Genomic DNA, 14,574 nt, shown 5'->3' with positions numbered 1-14,574 from the left:
GCGAGCGACACCCATTTTCGACTGCTCCAACACTGCATTTGTATGGACCAGAAACGCGAGCTCAGCAGTGTCGACCTCGCGGCACTCACTACGGAACTGCGACAGTATGAGGGTGCCAAGCTCGACAAGGCATATCTCTACGACGACTCGCTCGTCAGGCTGCGGATGCGGGATTTCGATGTCGGGCGCTTAGAGCTGCTGATCGACATTGGCGATCCAAAGCGGCTCTATCTGGCCGATCCACAACACGTTCCAGACGCGCCGGGCAGACCGCCGAACTTCGCGATGAAACTCCGGAATCGAACGTCCGGCGCGGATCTCGAGGCGGTCGAACAACACGAGTTCGACCGGATCGTCACGCTTCGGTTCTCCCGACCGGATGGCGATACGTACGTCATCACCGAGCTGTTCGGCGACGGAAACGTGATCGTGTGTAACGCTGATTTTGAGATTCTGGCGTGTTTAGAAACAGTGCGGCTTTCCTCGCGGACGGTTGCCCCCGGTGCACAGTATGAGTATCCACAGTCACGGTTCGATCCGCTCTCGGTGGATCGCTCGCAGTTCGACGCGCAGATGCGCGACTCCGACACTGATGTCGTGCGGACGCTGGCAACGCAGTTGAACTTCGGTGGCCTCTGGGCTGAAGAGCTCTGCAGTCGGGCCGGTGTCGAGAAGACGGCCTCGATCGAGTCGATCACCGAAGCGACGCTCGATGCGCTCTTTCGGGAGCTGTCCTCGCTGCGAACAACGATCGCCGATGGCTCGTTCGATGCGCGCTGTTACTACGAGGACGAGACGCCGGTCGATGTCACACCCGTTCCGATGGCGGAGTACGAATCGCTCACCACAGAGCCGTTTGAGCAGTTCACGGACGCGCTGGATCAGTATTATCGCGACCTTGCCGAGGACGAACAGCAACCCGCTGAGCAATCCTCACAACGTCCGGATTTCGAGGCAGAGATCGAAAAATACGAACGAATCATCGACCAGCAATCGGGCGCAATCGAGGGATTCGAACAGGAGGCGGCCGCTGAACGGCGAAAGGCAGAACTGCTCTATGAGCGGTATGGACTGGTTGATGAGGTGCTGTCGGCCATCGAGACCGCACGCGCGGACGATCTCACCTTCGAAGCGATCGAGTCCCGGTTTGATGCCGGCAAAGACCAGGACATTCCAGCGGCCAACGCCGTGGTTGGCCTCGATGGCAACGAGAAAACCGTCACGCTCGATCTCGATGAGACGACGGTGACGATCGATGTCACCATGGGCGTCGAAAAGAACGCAGACCAGCTCTATCAGTCCGCAAAAGAAATCGAGGCAAAGCGCGATGGCGCACTCGAGGCAATAGCGGACACGCGCGAACAGCTAGAAGCAATCAAAGAACGACGTGAGAACTGGCAGGCTCCAGACGACGAAGAACAGGGCGATGAATCTGCGGACGAACGCCGAACCGACGACGAGTGGCTGTCGCGCGAATCGATACCCGTTCGTCGGGATGAAGACTGGTACGAACGATTCCGCTGGTTCCACACGAGCGATGGCTTTCTCGTCATTGGCGGGCGCAACGCCGACCAGAACGAAGCGCTCGTGAAAAAGTACATGGAGCGTGGCGATCTGTTCTTCCACGCCCAGGCACACGGTGCACCGGTGACGATTCTCAAAGCGACAGGACCGAGCGAATCGGCGCGCGATATTGACATTCCCGACCGGAGCAAATCCGAGGCGGCCCAGTTTGCGATATCGTACTCGTCAGTCTGGAAGGATGGCCACTACAGCGGCGACGTGTATATGGCAGAGCCAGATCAGGTGACAAAAACGCCAGAGAGCGGTGAGTTCATCGAGAAAGGATCGTTCGTAATTCGTGGCGAGCGAACGTATTTCCGTGATACACCGGTTGGCGTCGCGATCGGAATCACCTGTGAACCACAGACGCGTGTCATCGGTGGCCCGCCTGCAGCGATCACCGAACAGGCGGTGACAACCGTCGATCTCGAACCCGGGCGCTACGCACAGAACGACATCGCAAAACTCTGCTACCGGGAGCTAAAGCGTCGGTTCACGGACGAAACGTTCGTCCGGAAAGTGGCGAGCCCGGATCTGATCCAGGAGTTCTGCCCGGCTGGTGGGAGCCGCATGCCGAACGTGTGAGGCGATCGGAGCCAACCAGACAGTATATACTCCGCGGGTTGTTCTCCTCGGTATGTTCGAGAAGCGCTCGTGGATCCGGCTCCCGCGAAACGTGGTGATCGGTCACGGAGTGATCGAGGAAACACAGACGGTGTTGTCCGATCTTCATCTCTCCGGCTATGGGCTGATTGTCACCAGCAAAACGCCAAGAGAGCTGGCCGTCACCGGGGTTATCGAGCAACTGGATTTCGATCCGCCGGTTGAGCTCGTCGATCGGGCCCGGTTTGGCGCTGTTGAGGCGGTGATCGACCGCGCCAGGGCGGAGGAGATCGAATATCTTCTTGGGATCGGGGGCGGGACGGTGATCGACGTGGCGAAGATGGCGGCTGACGAACTCGGCGTTGGGTTCGTTTCCGTTCCGACGACGGCGAGTCATGACGGAATCGTCTCCGGTCGCGGGTCGATTCCGAGCGGCAACACGCGCCACAGCGTCGCGGCAGACCCACCGCTTGGCGTAATAGCCGACACCGAACTGATCGCCAGCGCACCGTGGCAGTTTACCACGGCGGGCTGTGCTGATATCATTAGCAACTACACTGCGGTTCGGGACTGGCAGCTCGCCCACCGGCTGAAAAACGCGGAATACTCCGAATACGCTGGTGCACTCTCACAGATGACGGCCGAAATGCTCGTCGGCAACGCAGAGTCGATCAAGCCCGGTCTTGAGGACTCTGCCTGGATTGTGATGAAAGCGCTCGTTTCTTCGGGCGTCGCCATGTCGATCGCCGACTCCTCGCGGCCGGCGAGCGGTGCCGAACATCTCATCTCACACCAGCTTGACCGGATTGCCGGCGACACTGCACTGCATGGCCATCAGGTTGGCGTTGCCACGATCACAACGGAGTATCTCCACACCGGTCAGGATGGCAACTGGCAGAACGTACGTGGGGCACTGTCGAGCATCGGTGCCCCAACCACGGTCGAAGCACTGGGCCACAGCACGGACGACTTCCTCGAGGCAATGACGAGTGCACACGAGATTCGCGACCGCTATACGATTCTTGGCAACGGTGTGAGCGAGGCTGCCGCCCTTGAGGCCGCACGTGTTACTGGCGTGATCTAGTCCAGTGCCGGATGGGCGACGGTTGACGTTGCAGCCCCGCTTTGCCATCGAGCAGTGCCCTCTGGTTCACCACCCTCGTAGATCGCCTCGAACAACACCGACAGTCGATACACGGGATCGCGACCGGTTCGCGATTTGTCGGTGATCGTCAGTATTGTCGCACTCAGTACGTCCACTACGTGACAGTCGATACCGGTCTGGTTTTCGACGAGTCTGTGGGCTCCGCTTTCGAGTCCAGACTCCTCAACCGTGACCGTTCCATGGGGCGCGCGCACCATCCCATCCGACTCAACGACGAGGACGCTTGATTCGCGTTGTACCTTCACGTCAACATCGACAACGTGGGTAGTTGCCCGCTCAGCAACCCGCTCGAACGTCTCGTGATCGACGGTAACGGAGGACTGATTGATCGAAAAGGAGTCGTATGTCTCGCGGAGACCATCCAAAACGGTGCTCACCTGCGTGTGGGTCCGACCGGTCGCCATGTCCGTCGGTAGCCAACTACTACGCTATAAGTGTTGTAGATATAGTTGTATACGTTTCGAATTGGTATGTATATTTGCTCGATTGATTTGGTGGCTAGACCGAGGCTCTGTGATACTGTGAGAGTGCGACACCGCAACCAACGACGAGTGCAAGCAGACAGCCGCCGTACACCAGCCCCAATCCAGCAGTTCCAAAGAGTGGATTCACAGAAAGCGGTGCAAACGGTCGAATATCGGTGTAGAGAACGGAATCGAGCGTCACGTGGAGCCAGCTGCCGGCAATCGCTCCAACGAGGACGTGACGGACCGAATGTGGCGAAAAATTGATTCGGTTGAGCGATTGGGTATGTCGTGCCGTGAGCACGACCGTTGCCGTGAGCACGACCGACAGAACTGTGGCTCCAAGATAGGTGTGTACGGGCCCGTGGAGTCGTCCACCGAGCAGACCGAACAGGACCAGGGCTGCCCGAAAATCAACGATGACGCTGGCGAGCACGAACGTGAGCGCATCGAGCTGTCGTTTGAACAGGACCCCACCGAGCAACCCCGGACCAAGATGAAACGGTGTGAACGGCACAGCTAACTGATCAAACGGAGATCACCTAACGGTGTCGGCCTCAGTCGGCGTGTGAGACGGGCTCGTCGCCGAGGACGGGCTGTGATACGTCGCGGTCTGCAGTTTCACCCGGAATGTCGTAGGGATACTCGCCGGTGACACAGCCAAGACAGAGATCATCGCGATCGGTTTCGAGTGCGTCTGCCACGGCGTCGATCGAGAGATATGCGAGACTGTCGGCACCGATTGCATCGCGAATTGATTCTGTGCTTCTGTCGGCGGCGATCAACTCCTCTCTACTCGCCATGTCGATGCCCATATAACAAGGAGCAATGATCGCTGGCGCGCCGATGCGCATGTGCACCTCGCTCGCGCCGGCGTCCCTGAGCAGCTCCACGAGCTGTGTGGAGGTGGTGCCTCGCACAATGCTGTCGTCGATCAACGTGACCGTCTTTCCTTCGACCGTGGATTTGATCGGGTTCAATTTGAGCCGCACGGCGCGCTCGCGGGCGTCTTGGGTCGGCATGATGAACGTCCGACCGACGTAGCGGTTTTTCATCAGCCCTTCAGCGAACTCAACACCGTCTGCGGCTTCGGCGTAGCCGCCGGCGAACGCACGGCCAGAATCCGGGACGGGCATCACAACGTCCGTATCGACGCCCGACTCCTCCCAGAGCTGTCGTCCCAGCTCGCGTCGAACTTCATAGACGAGCGTTTCGTCGATCACGGAATCCGGCCGGGCGAAATAGACGTGCTCGAAGAAACAGTGGGCGCTGTTGTCTCGCTCAGTGAGCTGATAGGAGGTGTAGCCGCTGCCGTCTGGGTCGAGCCTGATCAGCTCACCCGGACGAACGTCTCGAATCAGCTCCCCATCAAGGGTATCGATGGCAGCACTTTCGCTGGTGAGTACGTACCCGCCATCAACCTTCCCGAGACAGAGTGGCCGATTGCCCTCGGGATCGCGAACGCCGACGACCGTATCGTCGTGAATGATGGTGAGTGCGTACGAACCGTGAATCCGTCCCATGGTCTGTCGAACGGCCTGGATCAATCCACCGTCGAGGAGATTCCGGGCCAGATCGTGGGCGATCACCTCCGTATCACCGTCTGAGGTAAACGCATGTCCCAGTGCGGCGAGCTCATCACGCACCGACTCCGTATTGATCAGATTACCGTTGTGTGCCAATCCCAGCGAACCGCTTTTGAACGAGACGGAAAATGGCTGGGCACAACAGGCATCGACGCTTCCTGCCGTTGGATATCGTACGTGGCCGATCCCCACTGAGCCGTTGAGCGACTCGAGATCGTCCTCGTCGAACACGTCGCCGACGAGACCCATATCAACGTGGTCGTGCTGTTGAAAACCGTCGTGGGTCACGATCCCGGCAGACTCCTGTCCACGGTGTTGTAACGCGAACAGCGCGTAATACAGTGGGTGGGCGGCGGTTCGATCCCCAAGAGAAATTCCTACGACACCGCATTTTTCGTGCATTGTCTACTGTTTATCGAGAGACACGTTCCGATCGGGCGAACCGACCGACACGCAGGATAGTCGTCGGTCAGTCCAGTTACTCGCCGGCTTTCGACTGCCAGGCGTAATCGCGTCGTTTGGCGGTTTTACCGAACCCACACGACGAACAGACCTTCTTTTTCACGTGGTAGGATTTTTCACCACAGCGACGACACGGAACGTGCGTCGTTTTGTTCTTCTTTCCTTGGCTCGGGGTGCCCGCTCCAGTCATGTGTTGATGGAAACGACGTTATCGCCGCGTATAACGGTTGTGTCTTCTTCCGACTCGACGACGAGATTCATATGCTGGTCGTACCCAGCCAGTCGTCCGGTGTACGACTCCCCGCCCTTCAGCGAAATCGTCACTACAGTTCCAAGTGATTCCTCCAGTACATCCAGCGGTCGTCCAGCCATATTCCCTTCCCCTCGTTCCTCTGTCTTAAGCCCACCGAGACCGACCGACGCTTGTGATAACCAGATTCAATTATGAATTTGAAAATATATCAATCTAGTTGTTTGTTAGCAAATCTGTAACTAATGTGTCTGTTTCGCCGCCAACGGCACCGAGTAGCGCAGCCACGTCTTCGAGATCGTCGGTGTCGATGAGTTCGACGGGGGTGTGCATATATCGATTTGGAAGTCCAACGTTCACAGCGGGGGCTCCGCCGTTGGAGGTGTAGAACGCATCGGCATCGGTCCCGGTGCGTGAGCCGGCCGCCTGGAGCTGGATATCGATCGATTCGTCGTCGGCGACCGAGCGGAGCCGTTCGACGAGTGCTGGGTGGTTCGTTGAGCCACGTGCAACGACGGGCCCATCGCCGATAGTGACGGCGGTGGAAGCTTCACCAGGTACGGCTGGGGTGTCGGTGGCGTGGGTTACATCGACCACGAAGTACGCGTCCGGAGCGATGTCGAAACCAACCATCTGTGCGCCCTTCAGTCCGACTTCTTCCTGGACGGTTGCGATCGCGTAGATGGTCGCGTCGGCATCTCGTTCGACCGCCCGTCGGAGCGCTTCGGCGGCGGCCCAGACGCCAATTCTGTTGTCCATCCCGCGGGCGGTGAGTCGTGTCTCAGAGAGTGTGGTTATCGAGGTGTCGATCGTGATCGGATCGCCGATTTCGACCAGCTCTTCGGCGTCTTCTTTCGAATCGACGCCGATATCGACGTGCTGGTTGGCGATGTCATCCACGTCCTCACCGTTCGTCCGATCGCGCAGGTGGATGGCTGTCTGTCCGATGACGCCAGAAATCGGTTCGTCTGCGTGAACGGTGACCTGCTGGCCGCGAGTGACAGTTTTGTCTGCACCCCCAACGCCAGTGAGCTGGATGAACCCGTCTTCGGTGATGTTTCTGACCATGAGGCCGATTTCGTCCGCGTGGCCGGCAAATGCCAGTTCGAGATCCACGTCGTCGCTCCCGTGATGGACCGCAACGGCGTTGCCGTACGCGTCCGTGCGCAGTTCGTCTGCGAACGGTTCGACGTAGTCGAGCCACGTCCCCTGGCCCGCTCGCTCGAACCCTGACGGCGTTGGTGTGGTCAAAAGAGCCTCAAGAAAGTCGCGTTGTTCGGTGTCCATGCCGTATGTTGTGCTAGCCAGCCCAAGAATACCACGGTCCTTTCCGTTCGGCTCGTTTTCCAGCCGCTGGAGACCGTTCCCTGCCGGCGTGCAACTGACCGGCTAGATTCGGATTGATACAAATTTTGATGTCGGCCGACAGTGAATACATTCTATGGACCTGACGATCTTCGAAGTCGACATCGACGAACCGACAGTCAACGCACCGTTCAGTGGTGATAAGGTCGTTCGCCAACCGACCGACACGCCAGTGGAACACTCACGTCCCCGTCGTCTCCGCGGTATGTTGGTCGGACTGGTTAGTGTGGTCACTGTTGGTGTAGGTGTCTTTCTGTGGCGACGACGCCAGAACGGAGAGCCAGCTCCAACTGGGAACTCACCATCACCAGAGCTAGCCACCGAGAAATCGACCGATCGTGGAGGACTCCGTTCACTCATCGGCCTGGCGTTTCTCTGCTCGCTCAGTGTGCTCGTTGGCCTGGATGAGACAGACGCTGACACATCCAGAGCTGGCTGGCAGTGGTGGCGATAGCCTACAATCGGCGGAACACCTTTTGCCAGTGCGCATCTTTTCTATCTATGAACTTTTATCGTGCAGTACGGGCGGTTGCGGATGCCTCTGGCTCCGAACCGATCGACTGGACTGCAGTCACTGAATCGGCGAAGGCGGCCACCGATCCGGGTTCGATCGATCTCGACGAGGCGGCTATCGATCGGTATCGTGACGACGTTCGCAGTGCTCGCGATCGGATCCGTTCGGTTGGTGGTGTCGATTTTGATCTCCCGGAGACGATCGAAATACAACACCGCCACCACTGGATCGACGCGAATGTTGCGACGTTCGAGCGCGTGCTAGAGCAGATGGACACGGAGATCGGCATGCTTCCCGGTCTCGTCAGGACCATCAACACCGGTTCGATGGCGCTTTCGGTCAGCTTTCTTTCTAACAACGTGCTCGGGCAGTACGATCCGCTCTTTCTTTCCGATTCCGACGATCACGCGCTCTATTTCGTTCACCCGAACATTGAGCGGATTGCGAACGAACTTGAGGTCGACAGCGACCGATTTACCCGGTGGATTGCGTTTCACGAGGTGACTCACGCCGCCGAATTCGGTGCTGCGCCGTGGCTCTCCGATCATCTCGAACAACAGGTAGAAGAGCTGTTGGCTGATTTGTCGGCCGGCAACGTCAGCCAGCTCGATCTGACGGGCGTGGACGTGACGATGACGTCGGTTGAGGGGTACGCAGAGCTGTTAATGGACCGTACGTTCGATGCAGAGTACGACGATCTCCGGAGTAAACTTGACGCCAGACGGCACAGCGGTGGATTCCTGACGCAGCTGATGCGGTATGCGCTCGGGCTTGGCCGCAAGCGTCGTCAGTACGAACGCGGAAAGACGTTCTTCGAGCAGGTTGCAGACGAGCGCGACCTCGAAACCGCCGCGATCGTCTGGGAGAAGCCGGACAACCTGCCGACGAACACCGAACTCGACGATCCCTCGCTCTGGCTCGCCCGGATGGATATCTAGCTATTCGAGGCGGAACAGCGGGGCCACACTCCCGTCGGGTGCCTCGCTGAGTCCGCCGGCAAACCTGACATTGTCGCCAATTTCTGGTTCGTCGCTGTCGGCTTCGATTCGAGCAGTGAGCCGTGCGTCCTCAAGTTCGACGATCCCGACAAAGAATGGCCCCTCGAAGCCGGTCGGTGCAACCTCGATTCGCGTCACCGTGTGGATGATCCCCGTTTCTGAAAGCGGCGTCGGCTCGAGCCCACGATGTGAACAGTCCGGACAGACCATGACTGGCGTGCCAAACGTCGTCTCACAGGATCGACAGCGACCACCTAGAAGTTCGCCGCGTTCGAGTGCTGTGGCCCATGCGTCGTAGTTGAACGCGTCGGTCATCCTCGCACCTCCAGGACGGAGATAACGGTCGTCGCCGCGTCGCCGCCCAGATTGTGTGCGAGCCCCCGCGTTGGATCGTCGAGCTGGCGCGCTCCAGCTTCTCCGCGGAGCTGTTCGGTCAGCTCGACGATTTGGGAGGCACCCGTCGCGCCGATCGGGTGTCCTTTTGCCTTGAGTCCGCCGCTCGGATTGATCGGCCGGTCGCCATCAATTTCGGTGCGTCCCGACTCGGCCGCCGGGCCGCCAAAGCCGTCTTCGAAGAATCCGATCGCCTCGCTGGCCAGTATCTCTGCACCGGTAAAACAGTCGTGCACCTCGGCGAAATCGACCGCATCGGCCGTGGTGTCCGCCTGTTCGTAGGCCATCGCTGTAGCGTCGCGTGCTGGCTGTGTGGCGTGAATGTCTGATTTTAGTCCCAGTGGCACGCGTCCGGTGGCCTGTCCAACACCGGTCACGTCGACTGGCTCGTCGTACGAATCGGCCAGATCGTCGCTGGTGACAATCACGGCCGCAGCGCCGTCAGAGAACGGACAACAGTCCATCAGATGGAACGGATCGGCCACGATCGGCGACTCGAGCACCGCTTCGACCGTCGTCTCGGAGCCAAAGTGTGCGCGTGGATTGTTGGTGCCGTTGTAGTGGTTTTTCACGGCTACGTGGGCGAGCTGGCGCTCTGTCGTTCCGTAATCGTGCATGTGTCGCTTCGTGAGCAACGCGAACACCCCAGGGAACGTCAGCCCGGTGGGCTGTTCGTACTGGCGATGGGACGCAGACGCAAAAATTTCCGTCATGGCACCGGTTCCCTTGCCGGTTTCGGGCGTACATCGCTCGACGCCACCGACGAGCACCGTATCGTGAATTCCGGCGTCGACGGCTTCGACCGCGTTTTTAAAGGCGTTCGCAGACGTTGCACAGGCGTCTTCGAATCGCTGTGCCGGAATTCCGGCCAGGCCGATCTCGGCGGCGAGTGTAGGGGCGAGATGTGTGTCGTTTTCGGTCTGACCACCCATCGCGTTCCCGAAGTAGAACGAATCGATATCTCCGGGCGTCACACCCGAATCATCGATCGCGTCCAGTGCCGCCTGTCCAAACAGTTCTGGTAGCGGTTGGTCGTGAACGCCGAAGGTCGTCATCCCGACTCCGACGACACTTGCTCGTGTCATCACCGAACTGTTCGGTCTGGACTCACAAAGCTACACGGATATCCTGTTGTCGAACAATAGCGTTTGTTCCGGTGGCGTTTTGTTTGCCAGGCGGATAGCACGGCCATGGTCAGAATATCGGGTGCGCACACGAGCGCCGAGGTCTTTCTCGACGCCGAGGAGCTCGGCGATGGGGCCCGCGAGCAGCTCCAGACGCTGGTTGATCACCCGGCGTTTCGGCAGCCAGTCCGGGTGATGCCCGACGCACACTGGGGGAAAGGGAGCGTCATCGGCTTTACAATGCCCCTCGGTGAGCGCGTAGTTCCGAACACGATCGGTGTCGATATCGGCTGTGGGCTGTATGCGATCGATCTCGGTGGTGATCTCGAGATCGATCACGACCGCCTCGATCGAAAACTCCGCGATCGGATTCCGATGGGCTCTTCGGTCCGGTCAGAGAGCGAGTATTCGCTCGATTCGTTTCCATTCGAGGAGGCAACGTCGATACTGCGCGAGTTCGAGGATACGTACGGTCGTTCGCTCGACTGTGGACCGTACGACGAGTCGTATTTTTCCTCGCTCTGTCACCGAGTTGGCGTGAACGAACGCCGGGCGATCAACTCGATCGGAACGCTCGGTGGTGGCAACCACTTCATCGAATTCGGCCGCTCTCACCGGACTGACCACGTCTGGGCAGTGGTCCACAGCGGCAGCCGTGGGCTGGGATACAACGTGGCCCAGCACTGGCAATCGCGGGCAACGGAACGGATGAATCACCGCGGAATCGATGTCGAAGCCGAGATTGAGCGCATCCGAACGGAGTTTCAGGGCGAAGCGATCGGACGGCAGATTGATGCGCTCCACGAGCGGATTGGTGACTCCGACCGCAATGAGACCCTTGACTATCTCGAGGGCGAGGAGGCGGATGGCTACTTCCGGGATATGATCTTCGCACAGCAGTATGCCGCCGAAAATCGCCGTGAGATGGCTCGCCAGATTGAGGCCATCGTCGGGCGCGAGTCGGTCGATTCGATCGAATCGGTCCACAACTACATCGATTTCCGCGATCTCATCATCAGAAAGGGAGCCGTGCGATCGTATGAAAACGAGCGGCTGTTGCTGCCGTACAACATGCGCGATGGGATCTGTATCTGTGTGGGAAAATCAAATGCTGACTATAACTACTCCGCTCCGCACGGGGCTGGGCGTGTTATGAGTCGTCGGAAAGCGTTTCGTGAACTGGACATGGACACGTTCACATCGCAAATGGACGGCATCTACTCCACGTCGGTCTCAGATGACACGCTCGATGAAGCTCCTGGGGCGTATAAGGACACGGCACTGATCGAGAACGCAATCGAGCCGACCGCGGAGATCGTCGATCGGCTGTCTGTGATTCACAACCTCAAAGCAACCTGAGAATCAGCGCTCTTCGGTGAGCGAAATGTCGAGCGTGGATTCGATCGCCTCGATCAGCGATCCGCCGACACCAGCGTCGGTCGCCCGACCCGCTTCAATTGCGATAATCTTTTGTTCGGACACGTCGAGTTCGTTCGCCAGATCGGCAGTACCGAAATCGACGGCTGCACGCGCGTTGGCCACTCGATCACCGTAGCCACGCACCAGATAGGGGAGTGGATCTCCTTCGTATTCTGCGCCATCAACCCAGGTTTCGGGATTGGTTCGCTGGGCGTCGTCGAGTCGGGCCTGATTCTGGGCCGCACGACGCTTTCTGTTCGACTCGTCTGGATCCCGGGAGTCTGTGGGTCGACCGTGCTCGTCTCGGTCTGTCGGCGCATTCGACTCTCCGTGACGCGACCGACAGTCGGGACACACGGCGAGCGTCGCGCCTGCCACTCGCTCGGTCTGGAGCGTCGTCCCCTCGGCTCCACAGAGCTCACAGCTCCCGTCGTCGTCGGAGCTGATACCCCCGGTCGAGTATTTTGCCATGAACGTGTATTCGGTTGCTGCTATTTAAGCAATTACACGACGGCTACGCGGAGGCGGTGGAATCTGCCCACAACAAGCCCGACTGAGACGACCGCTTTTCCCTGATGGGGGCGTTGGTCATCCCATGACCGGACACTTTCTCGTCGTGGGAGAGACGCTCGTCGATCTCGTTCCAGCTGGTGGAGACGACGACGTCTTCGTTCGACGGATCGGGGGCGGGCCGACCAACGTGGCGGCTGGCCTTGCTCGACTCGACAATGCGCCCCTGTTGTGGAGCTGTCTCGGTGATGATCCGATGGCGGCGTTTCTCAGGAGACGGCTCGATGAGCTCGGACTTGCGGGACCGTACGTTGAGAGGGCTCCAGATTCGAAGACGACGCTCGCCCACGTCACTCACGACGGAGCTGGGGATCGAACGTTCACGTTCTACCGGGAGCGTCCAGCGGACGTACACCTTTCTGTCGGTGCTGTACCGGACGAACAGCTAGCGAAGCTGGACTGGGTCGTCGTTGGTGGGATCGCGCTCGCCACCGATCGGGCACGGACGGCGATTCTCGAGCTCCTCGAACGAGCTACCTCGGCCGGCTGTACCGTCGTGTACGACCCCAACGCCAGGCCATCGCTGTGGACCGACGAACCGTTCGAACGAACCGCGCGAGAAGTCCTAGAGTACACCGACATCGTTTGTGGCTCCGTTGCTGACTGTCGCACCGCGGGATTCGACGGAGAAACCCCGGCGGCGCTTGCCCAGTCGTTGCTCTCTACTGGCGTTCACACCGTGGTACTCACCCAGGGTGTAAACGGATCACTGTTGCGTGCCACGGCGAACAGCCCGGTTGGTCCCACCGCGATCGACCATCCCGGCTACTCGGTTTCTGTCACCGACACCACCGGTGCTGGAGATGGCTTTCTGGCTGGACTGCTCGATGGTATAAAAGGCGGCGCTGACGATCCGTGGCGCTGGCTCGATCGGGCGAACGCAGCGGGCGCGCTCACCACGACTGCACGCGGTGCAGTCAGTGCGTTTCCGAATGCAACAGAGATTGAAACCCTCCAGAAAAAACAGTCGATTGGACGGCGCTAGTCGGCCGTCGAGAGTGGTTCCATCTCGATCGGCACGGCACCGGCTCGATCGCTCGATCGATAGATCGCGTCCATCACGCGCTGTACACTGAGTCCTTCCTCGACCGTGTTCATCGTCAGAGGTGAGTCACTCCGGATCTCCTCGACGAAATACCGCTGCTCATTCCGGTGTGGATTCTCATCACGGGTCGTGATCTCGGTGTCGGCAAAATGTGGGCTGCCGGCCGGAGAGGACTCGAACAGCGTCAGGGTTCCGTCGCTCAGATCGAGTCGGGCACCGGCTTCCGTGCCGGTAACGATGAACTCGTTGGTTGGTGGTCGGTTTGTCGCCCAGGCCACATCGAGCGAAATCGTTCGATTCTGTGCACAGCGGATGAATGCGCTCGCCGAATCGTCCACGTCGAAGGGGCCATCGCCGTGGTCACCCCACATTTCGAGATGCGTGTAGTCCGGCCGGCCGCCAAACTCCGATCGAGTGACACCGGTGACCTCCGATACGGTCGGGAAATCGAGAAGATACAGCGCGAGATCGATCGCGTGCGCGCCGATATCGATGAGTGCGCCGCCGCCCGCGTCCGCCTCACTGGTGAACCAGGTCCCGCGTCCGGGAACCCCCCGTCGGCGGATGTAGTTCGCATCGATATGGGTCAGCTCTCCGAACCGCCCCGCCTGGTGGTACTCTTTGAGGACCTGAACGGAGGACGAAAAGCGATTGTGAAATCCTACCATACAGTCGCCATCGGATTCGGCTGCTGTCTCGCGGACGCGTTGGGCGCTCTCGATCGTGTGCGCGATCGGTTTCTCGATCAATACGTCGAGGCCGGCCTCAAGCGCGCCGACGGCGTACTGTTCGTGAAATCGATTCGGCGTGGTGATGATAACCGCATCAACGGCGTCGTACAGGGTTGTGGCGTCCTCGTACGTGGTGACCCCGAACGACTCGGTGAATCGATCTCTCGCTGTGCGATCGATGTCCATCCCACCACCGATCGTGACCGGCAACTCCGTCCCCAGCGATCGGAGTTGGTTGGCGTGATACTGTCCAATGTTTCCCAATCCGATGATTCCAATGGCGGTCTGTCCGGAGGGAGTCATTACACCCCACTATACAACT

16 protein-coding genes are annotated in these 14,574 nt (G+C 59.3%); 6 read left to right on the top strand and 10 right to left on the bottom strand.

From position 1 onward, the window contains the following. Nucleotides 1-42: 42 nt before the first annotated feature. On the top strand, nt 43-2,148 hold the full coding sequence (gene rqcH / locus JXQ78_RS05670) for a ribosome rescue protein RqcH (protein ID WP_330632506.1): 2,106 nt from the start codon (nt 43-45) through the stop codon (nt 2,146-2,148). 52 nt (nt 2,149-2,200) lie between these two features. Then, nucleotides 2,201-3,250, top strand: a complete 1,050-nt coding sequence (locus JXQ78_RS05665; RefSeq protein ID WP_330632505.1) for an NAD(P)-dependent glycerol-1-phosphate dehydrogenase — start codon at nt 2,201-2,203, stop codon at nt 3,248-3,250. Here JXQ78_RS05665 and JXQ78_RS05660 read toward each other — a convergent pair. The 6 genes from JXQ78_RS05660 to JXQ78_RS05635 form a co-directional block, all read right to left on the bottom strand. Next, nucleotides 3,247-3,735, bottom strand: a complete 489-nt coding sequence (locus JXQ78_RS05660; protein ID WP_330632504.1) for a hypothetical protein — start codon at nt 3,733-3,735, stop codon at nt 3,247-3,249. The genes JXQ78_RS05665 and JXQ78_RS05660 overlap by 4 nt on opposite strands. A 94-nt stretch (nt 3,736-3,829) precedes the next feature. Further along, nucleotides 3,830-4,312 carry a hypothetical protein gene (locus JXQ78_RS05655; RefSeq protein ID WP_330632503.1) on the bottom strand — a complete coding sequence of 161 codons (483 nt, stop codon included), beginning with the start codon at nt 4,310-4,312 and terminating at the stop codon, nt 3,830-3,832. Nucleotides 4,313-4,352: 40 nt separating this feature from the next. Continuing rightward, nucleotides 4,353-5,783, bottom strand: a complete 1,431-nt coding sequence (purF, locus tag JXQ78_RS05650) for an amidophosphoribosyltransferase (RefSeq protein WP_330632502.1) — start codon at nt 5,781-5,783, stop codon at nt 4,353-4,355. A gap of 76 nt (nt 5,784-5,859) precedes the next feature. Beyond that, a complete protein-coding gene (locus JXQ78_RS05645; protein WP_330632501.1) occupies nt 5,860-6,033 on the bottom strand; it encodes a 50S ribosomal protein L37e in 174 nt (57 codons plus the stop codon). After that, nucleotides 6,030-6,215: an LSM domain-containing protein gene (locus JXQ78_RS05640; RefSeq protein WP_330632500.1), complete on the bottom strand. Its 186-nt coding sequence runs from the start codon at nt 6,213-6,215 to the stop codon at nt 6,030-6,032. Before JXQ78_RS05640 ends, JXQ78_RS05645 begins: the two co-directional genes overlap by 4 nt. Nucleotides 6,216-6,309: 94 nt before the next feature. Next, on the bottom strand, nt 6,310-7,380 hold the full coding sequence (locus JXQ78_RS05635; RefSeq protein WP_330632499.1) for a M20/M25/M40 family metallo-hydrolase: 1,071 nt from the start codon (nt 7,378-7,380) through the stop codon (nt 6,310-6,312). Between the two features lie 154 nt (nt 7,381-7,534). On the opposite strand from JXQ78_RS05635, the gene JXQ78_RS05630 reads away from it, so the two are divergent. After that, nucleotides 7,535-7,912, top strand: a complete 378-nt coding sequence (locus tag JXQ78_RS05630; RefSeq protein ID WP_330632498.1) for a hypothetical protein — start codon at nt 7,535-7,537, stop codon at nt 7,910-7,912. A 47-nt stretch (nt 7,913-7,959) separates the two neighbouring features. Then, complete coding sequence (locus tag JXQ78_RS05625) at nt 7,960-8,910, top strand: zinc-dependent metalloprotease (protein WP_330632497.1); 951 nt, start codon at nt 7,960-7,962, stop codon at nt 8,908-8,910. Here JXQ78_RS05625 and JXQ78_RS05620 read toward each other — a convergent pair whose 3' ends face one another. Both JXQ78_RS05620 and JXQ78_RS05615 read right to left on the bottom strand, forming a co-directional pair. Continuing rightward, complete coding sequence (locus tag JXQ78_RS05620) at nt 8,911-9,285, bottom strand: Zn-ribbon domain-containing OB-fold protein (RefSeq protein ID WP_330632496.1); 375 nt, start codon at nt 9,283-9,285, stop codon at nt 8,911-8,913. Further along, nucleotides 9,282-10,448, bottom strand: coding sequence for a thiolase C-terminal domain-containing protein (locus tag JXQ78_RS05615; RefSeq protein WP_330632495.1), 1,167 nt, complete (start codon nt 10,446-10,448; stop codon nt 9,282-9,284). The genes JXQ78_RS05620 and JXQ78_RS05615 overlap by 4 nt, the downstream gene beginning before the upstream one ends. A 105-nt stretch (nt 10,449-10,553) precedes the next feature. Between JXQ78_RS05615 and JXQ78_RS05610 the strand changes: the two genes are divergently transcribed. Then, nucleotides 10,554-11,846: an RtcB family protein gene (locus tag JXQ78_RS05610; protein WP_330632494.1), complete on the top strand. Its 1,293-nt coding sequence runs from the start codon at nt 10,554-10,556 to the stop codon at nt 11,844-11,846. 3 nt (nt 11,847-11,849) lie between these two features. On the opposite strand, the gene JXQ78_RS05605 is transcribed toward JXQ78_RS05610, so the two are convergent. After that, nucleotides 11,850-12,377 (bottom strand): helix-turn-helix domain-containing protein, encoded by a 528-nt coding sequence (locus tag JXQ78_RS05605; protein ID WP_330632493.1) that lies wholly within the window; start codon nt 12,375-12,377, stop codon nt 11,850-11,852. A gap of 124 nt (nt 12,378-12,501) precedes the next feature. Here JXQ78_RS05605 and JXQ78_RS05600 point away from each other — a divergent pair, with 124 nt between their 5' ends. Continuing rightward, entirely contained in the window at nt 12,502-13,461 is a 960-nt protein-coding gene (locus tag JXQ78_RS05600) for a carbohydrate kinase family protein (protein ID WP_330632492.1), read from the top strand. Here JXQ78_RS05600 and JXQ78_RS05595 read toward each other — a convergent pair. Next, nucleotides 13,458-14,555: a Gfo/Idh/MocA family protein gene (locus JXQ78_RS05595; protein WP_330632491.1), complete on the bottom strand. Its 1,098-nt coding sequence runs from the start codon at nt 14,553-14,555 to the stop codon at nt 13,458-13,460. The two genes, JXQ78_RS05600 and JXQ78_RS05595, sit on opposite strands and share 4 nt — an antisense overlap. Nucleotides 14,556-14,574: the final 19 nt, after the last annotated feature.

This window comes from Halocatena halophila (genome assembly GCA_027563145.1).
GTDB classification, from domain to species: Archaea; Halobacteriota; Halobacteria; order Halobacteriales; family Haloarculaceae; genus Halocatena; species Halocatena halophila.
This window is presented reverse-complemented; position numbering and strand designations above follow the sequence as displayed.

Excerpts from the sequence above, each read along its gene's own strand:
- JXQ78_RS05640 (WP_330632500.1), bottom strand. The coding sequence starts at position 6,215 with ATGGCTGGACGACCGCTGGATGTACTGGAGGAATCACTTGGAACTGTA.
- JXQ78_RS05660 (WP_330632504.1), bottom strand. The coding sequence starts at position 3,735 with ATGGCGACCGGTCGGACCCACACGCAGGTGAGCACCGTTTTGGATGGT.
- rqcH (WP_330632506.1), top strand. The coding sequence starts at position 43 with ATGGACCAGAAACGCGAGCTCAGCAGTGTCGACCTCGCGGCACTCACT.
- JXQ78_RS05600 (WP_330632492.1), top strand. The coding sequence starts at position 12,502 with ATGACCGGACACTTTCTCGTCGTGGGAGAGACGCTCGTCGATCTCGTT.
- JXQ78_RS05625 (WP_330632497.1), top strand. The coding sequence starts at position 7,960 with ATGAACTTTTATCGTGCAGTACGGGCGGTTGCGGATGCCTCTGGCTCC.
- purF (WP_330632502.1), bottom strand. The coding sequence starts at position 5,783 with ATGCACGAAAAATGCGGTGTCGTAGGAATTTCTCTTGGGGATCGAACC.
- JXQ78_RS05620 (WP_330632496.1), bottom strand. The coding sequence starts at position 9,285 with ATGACCGACGCGTTCAACTACGACGCATGGGCCACAGCACTCGAACGC.
- JXQ78_RS05630 (WP_330632498.1), top strand. The coding sequence starts at position 7,535 with ATGGACCTGACGATCTTCGAAGTCGACATCGACGAACCGACAGTCAAC.
- JXQ78_RS05595 (WP_330632491.1), bottom strand. The coding sequence starts at position 14,555 with ATGACTCCCTCCGGACAGACCGCCATTGGAATCATCGGATTGGGAAAC.
- JXQ78_RS05615 (WP_330632495.1), bottom strand. The coding sequence starts at position 10,448 with ATGACACGAGCAAGTGTCGTCGGAGTCGGGATGACGACCTTCGGCGTT.
- JXQ78_RS05635 (WP_330632499.1), bottom strand. The coding sequence starts at position 7,380 with ATGGACACCGAACAACGCGACTTTCTTGAGGCTCTTTTGACCACACCA.
- JXQ78_RS05645 (WP_330632501.1), bottom strand. The coding sequence starts at position 6,033 with ATGACTGGAGCGGGCACCCCGAGCCAAGGAAAGAAGAACAAAACGACG.
- JXQ78_RS05665 (WP_330632505.1), top strand. The coding sequence starts at position 2,201 with ATGTTCGAGAAGCGCTCGTGGATCCGGCTCCCGCGAAACGTGGTGATC.
- JXQ78_RS05605 (WP_330632493.1), bottom strand. The coding sequence starts at position 12,377 with ATGGCAAAATACTCGACCGGGGGTATCAGCTCCGACGACGACGGGAGC.
- JXQ78_RS05610 (WP_330632494.1), top strand. The coding sequence starts at position 10,554 with ATGGTCAGAATATCGGGTGCGCACACGAGCGCCGAGGTCTTTCTCGAC.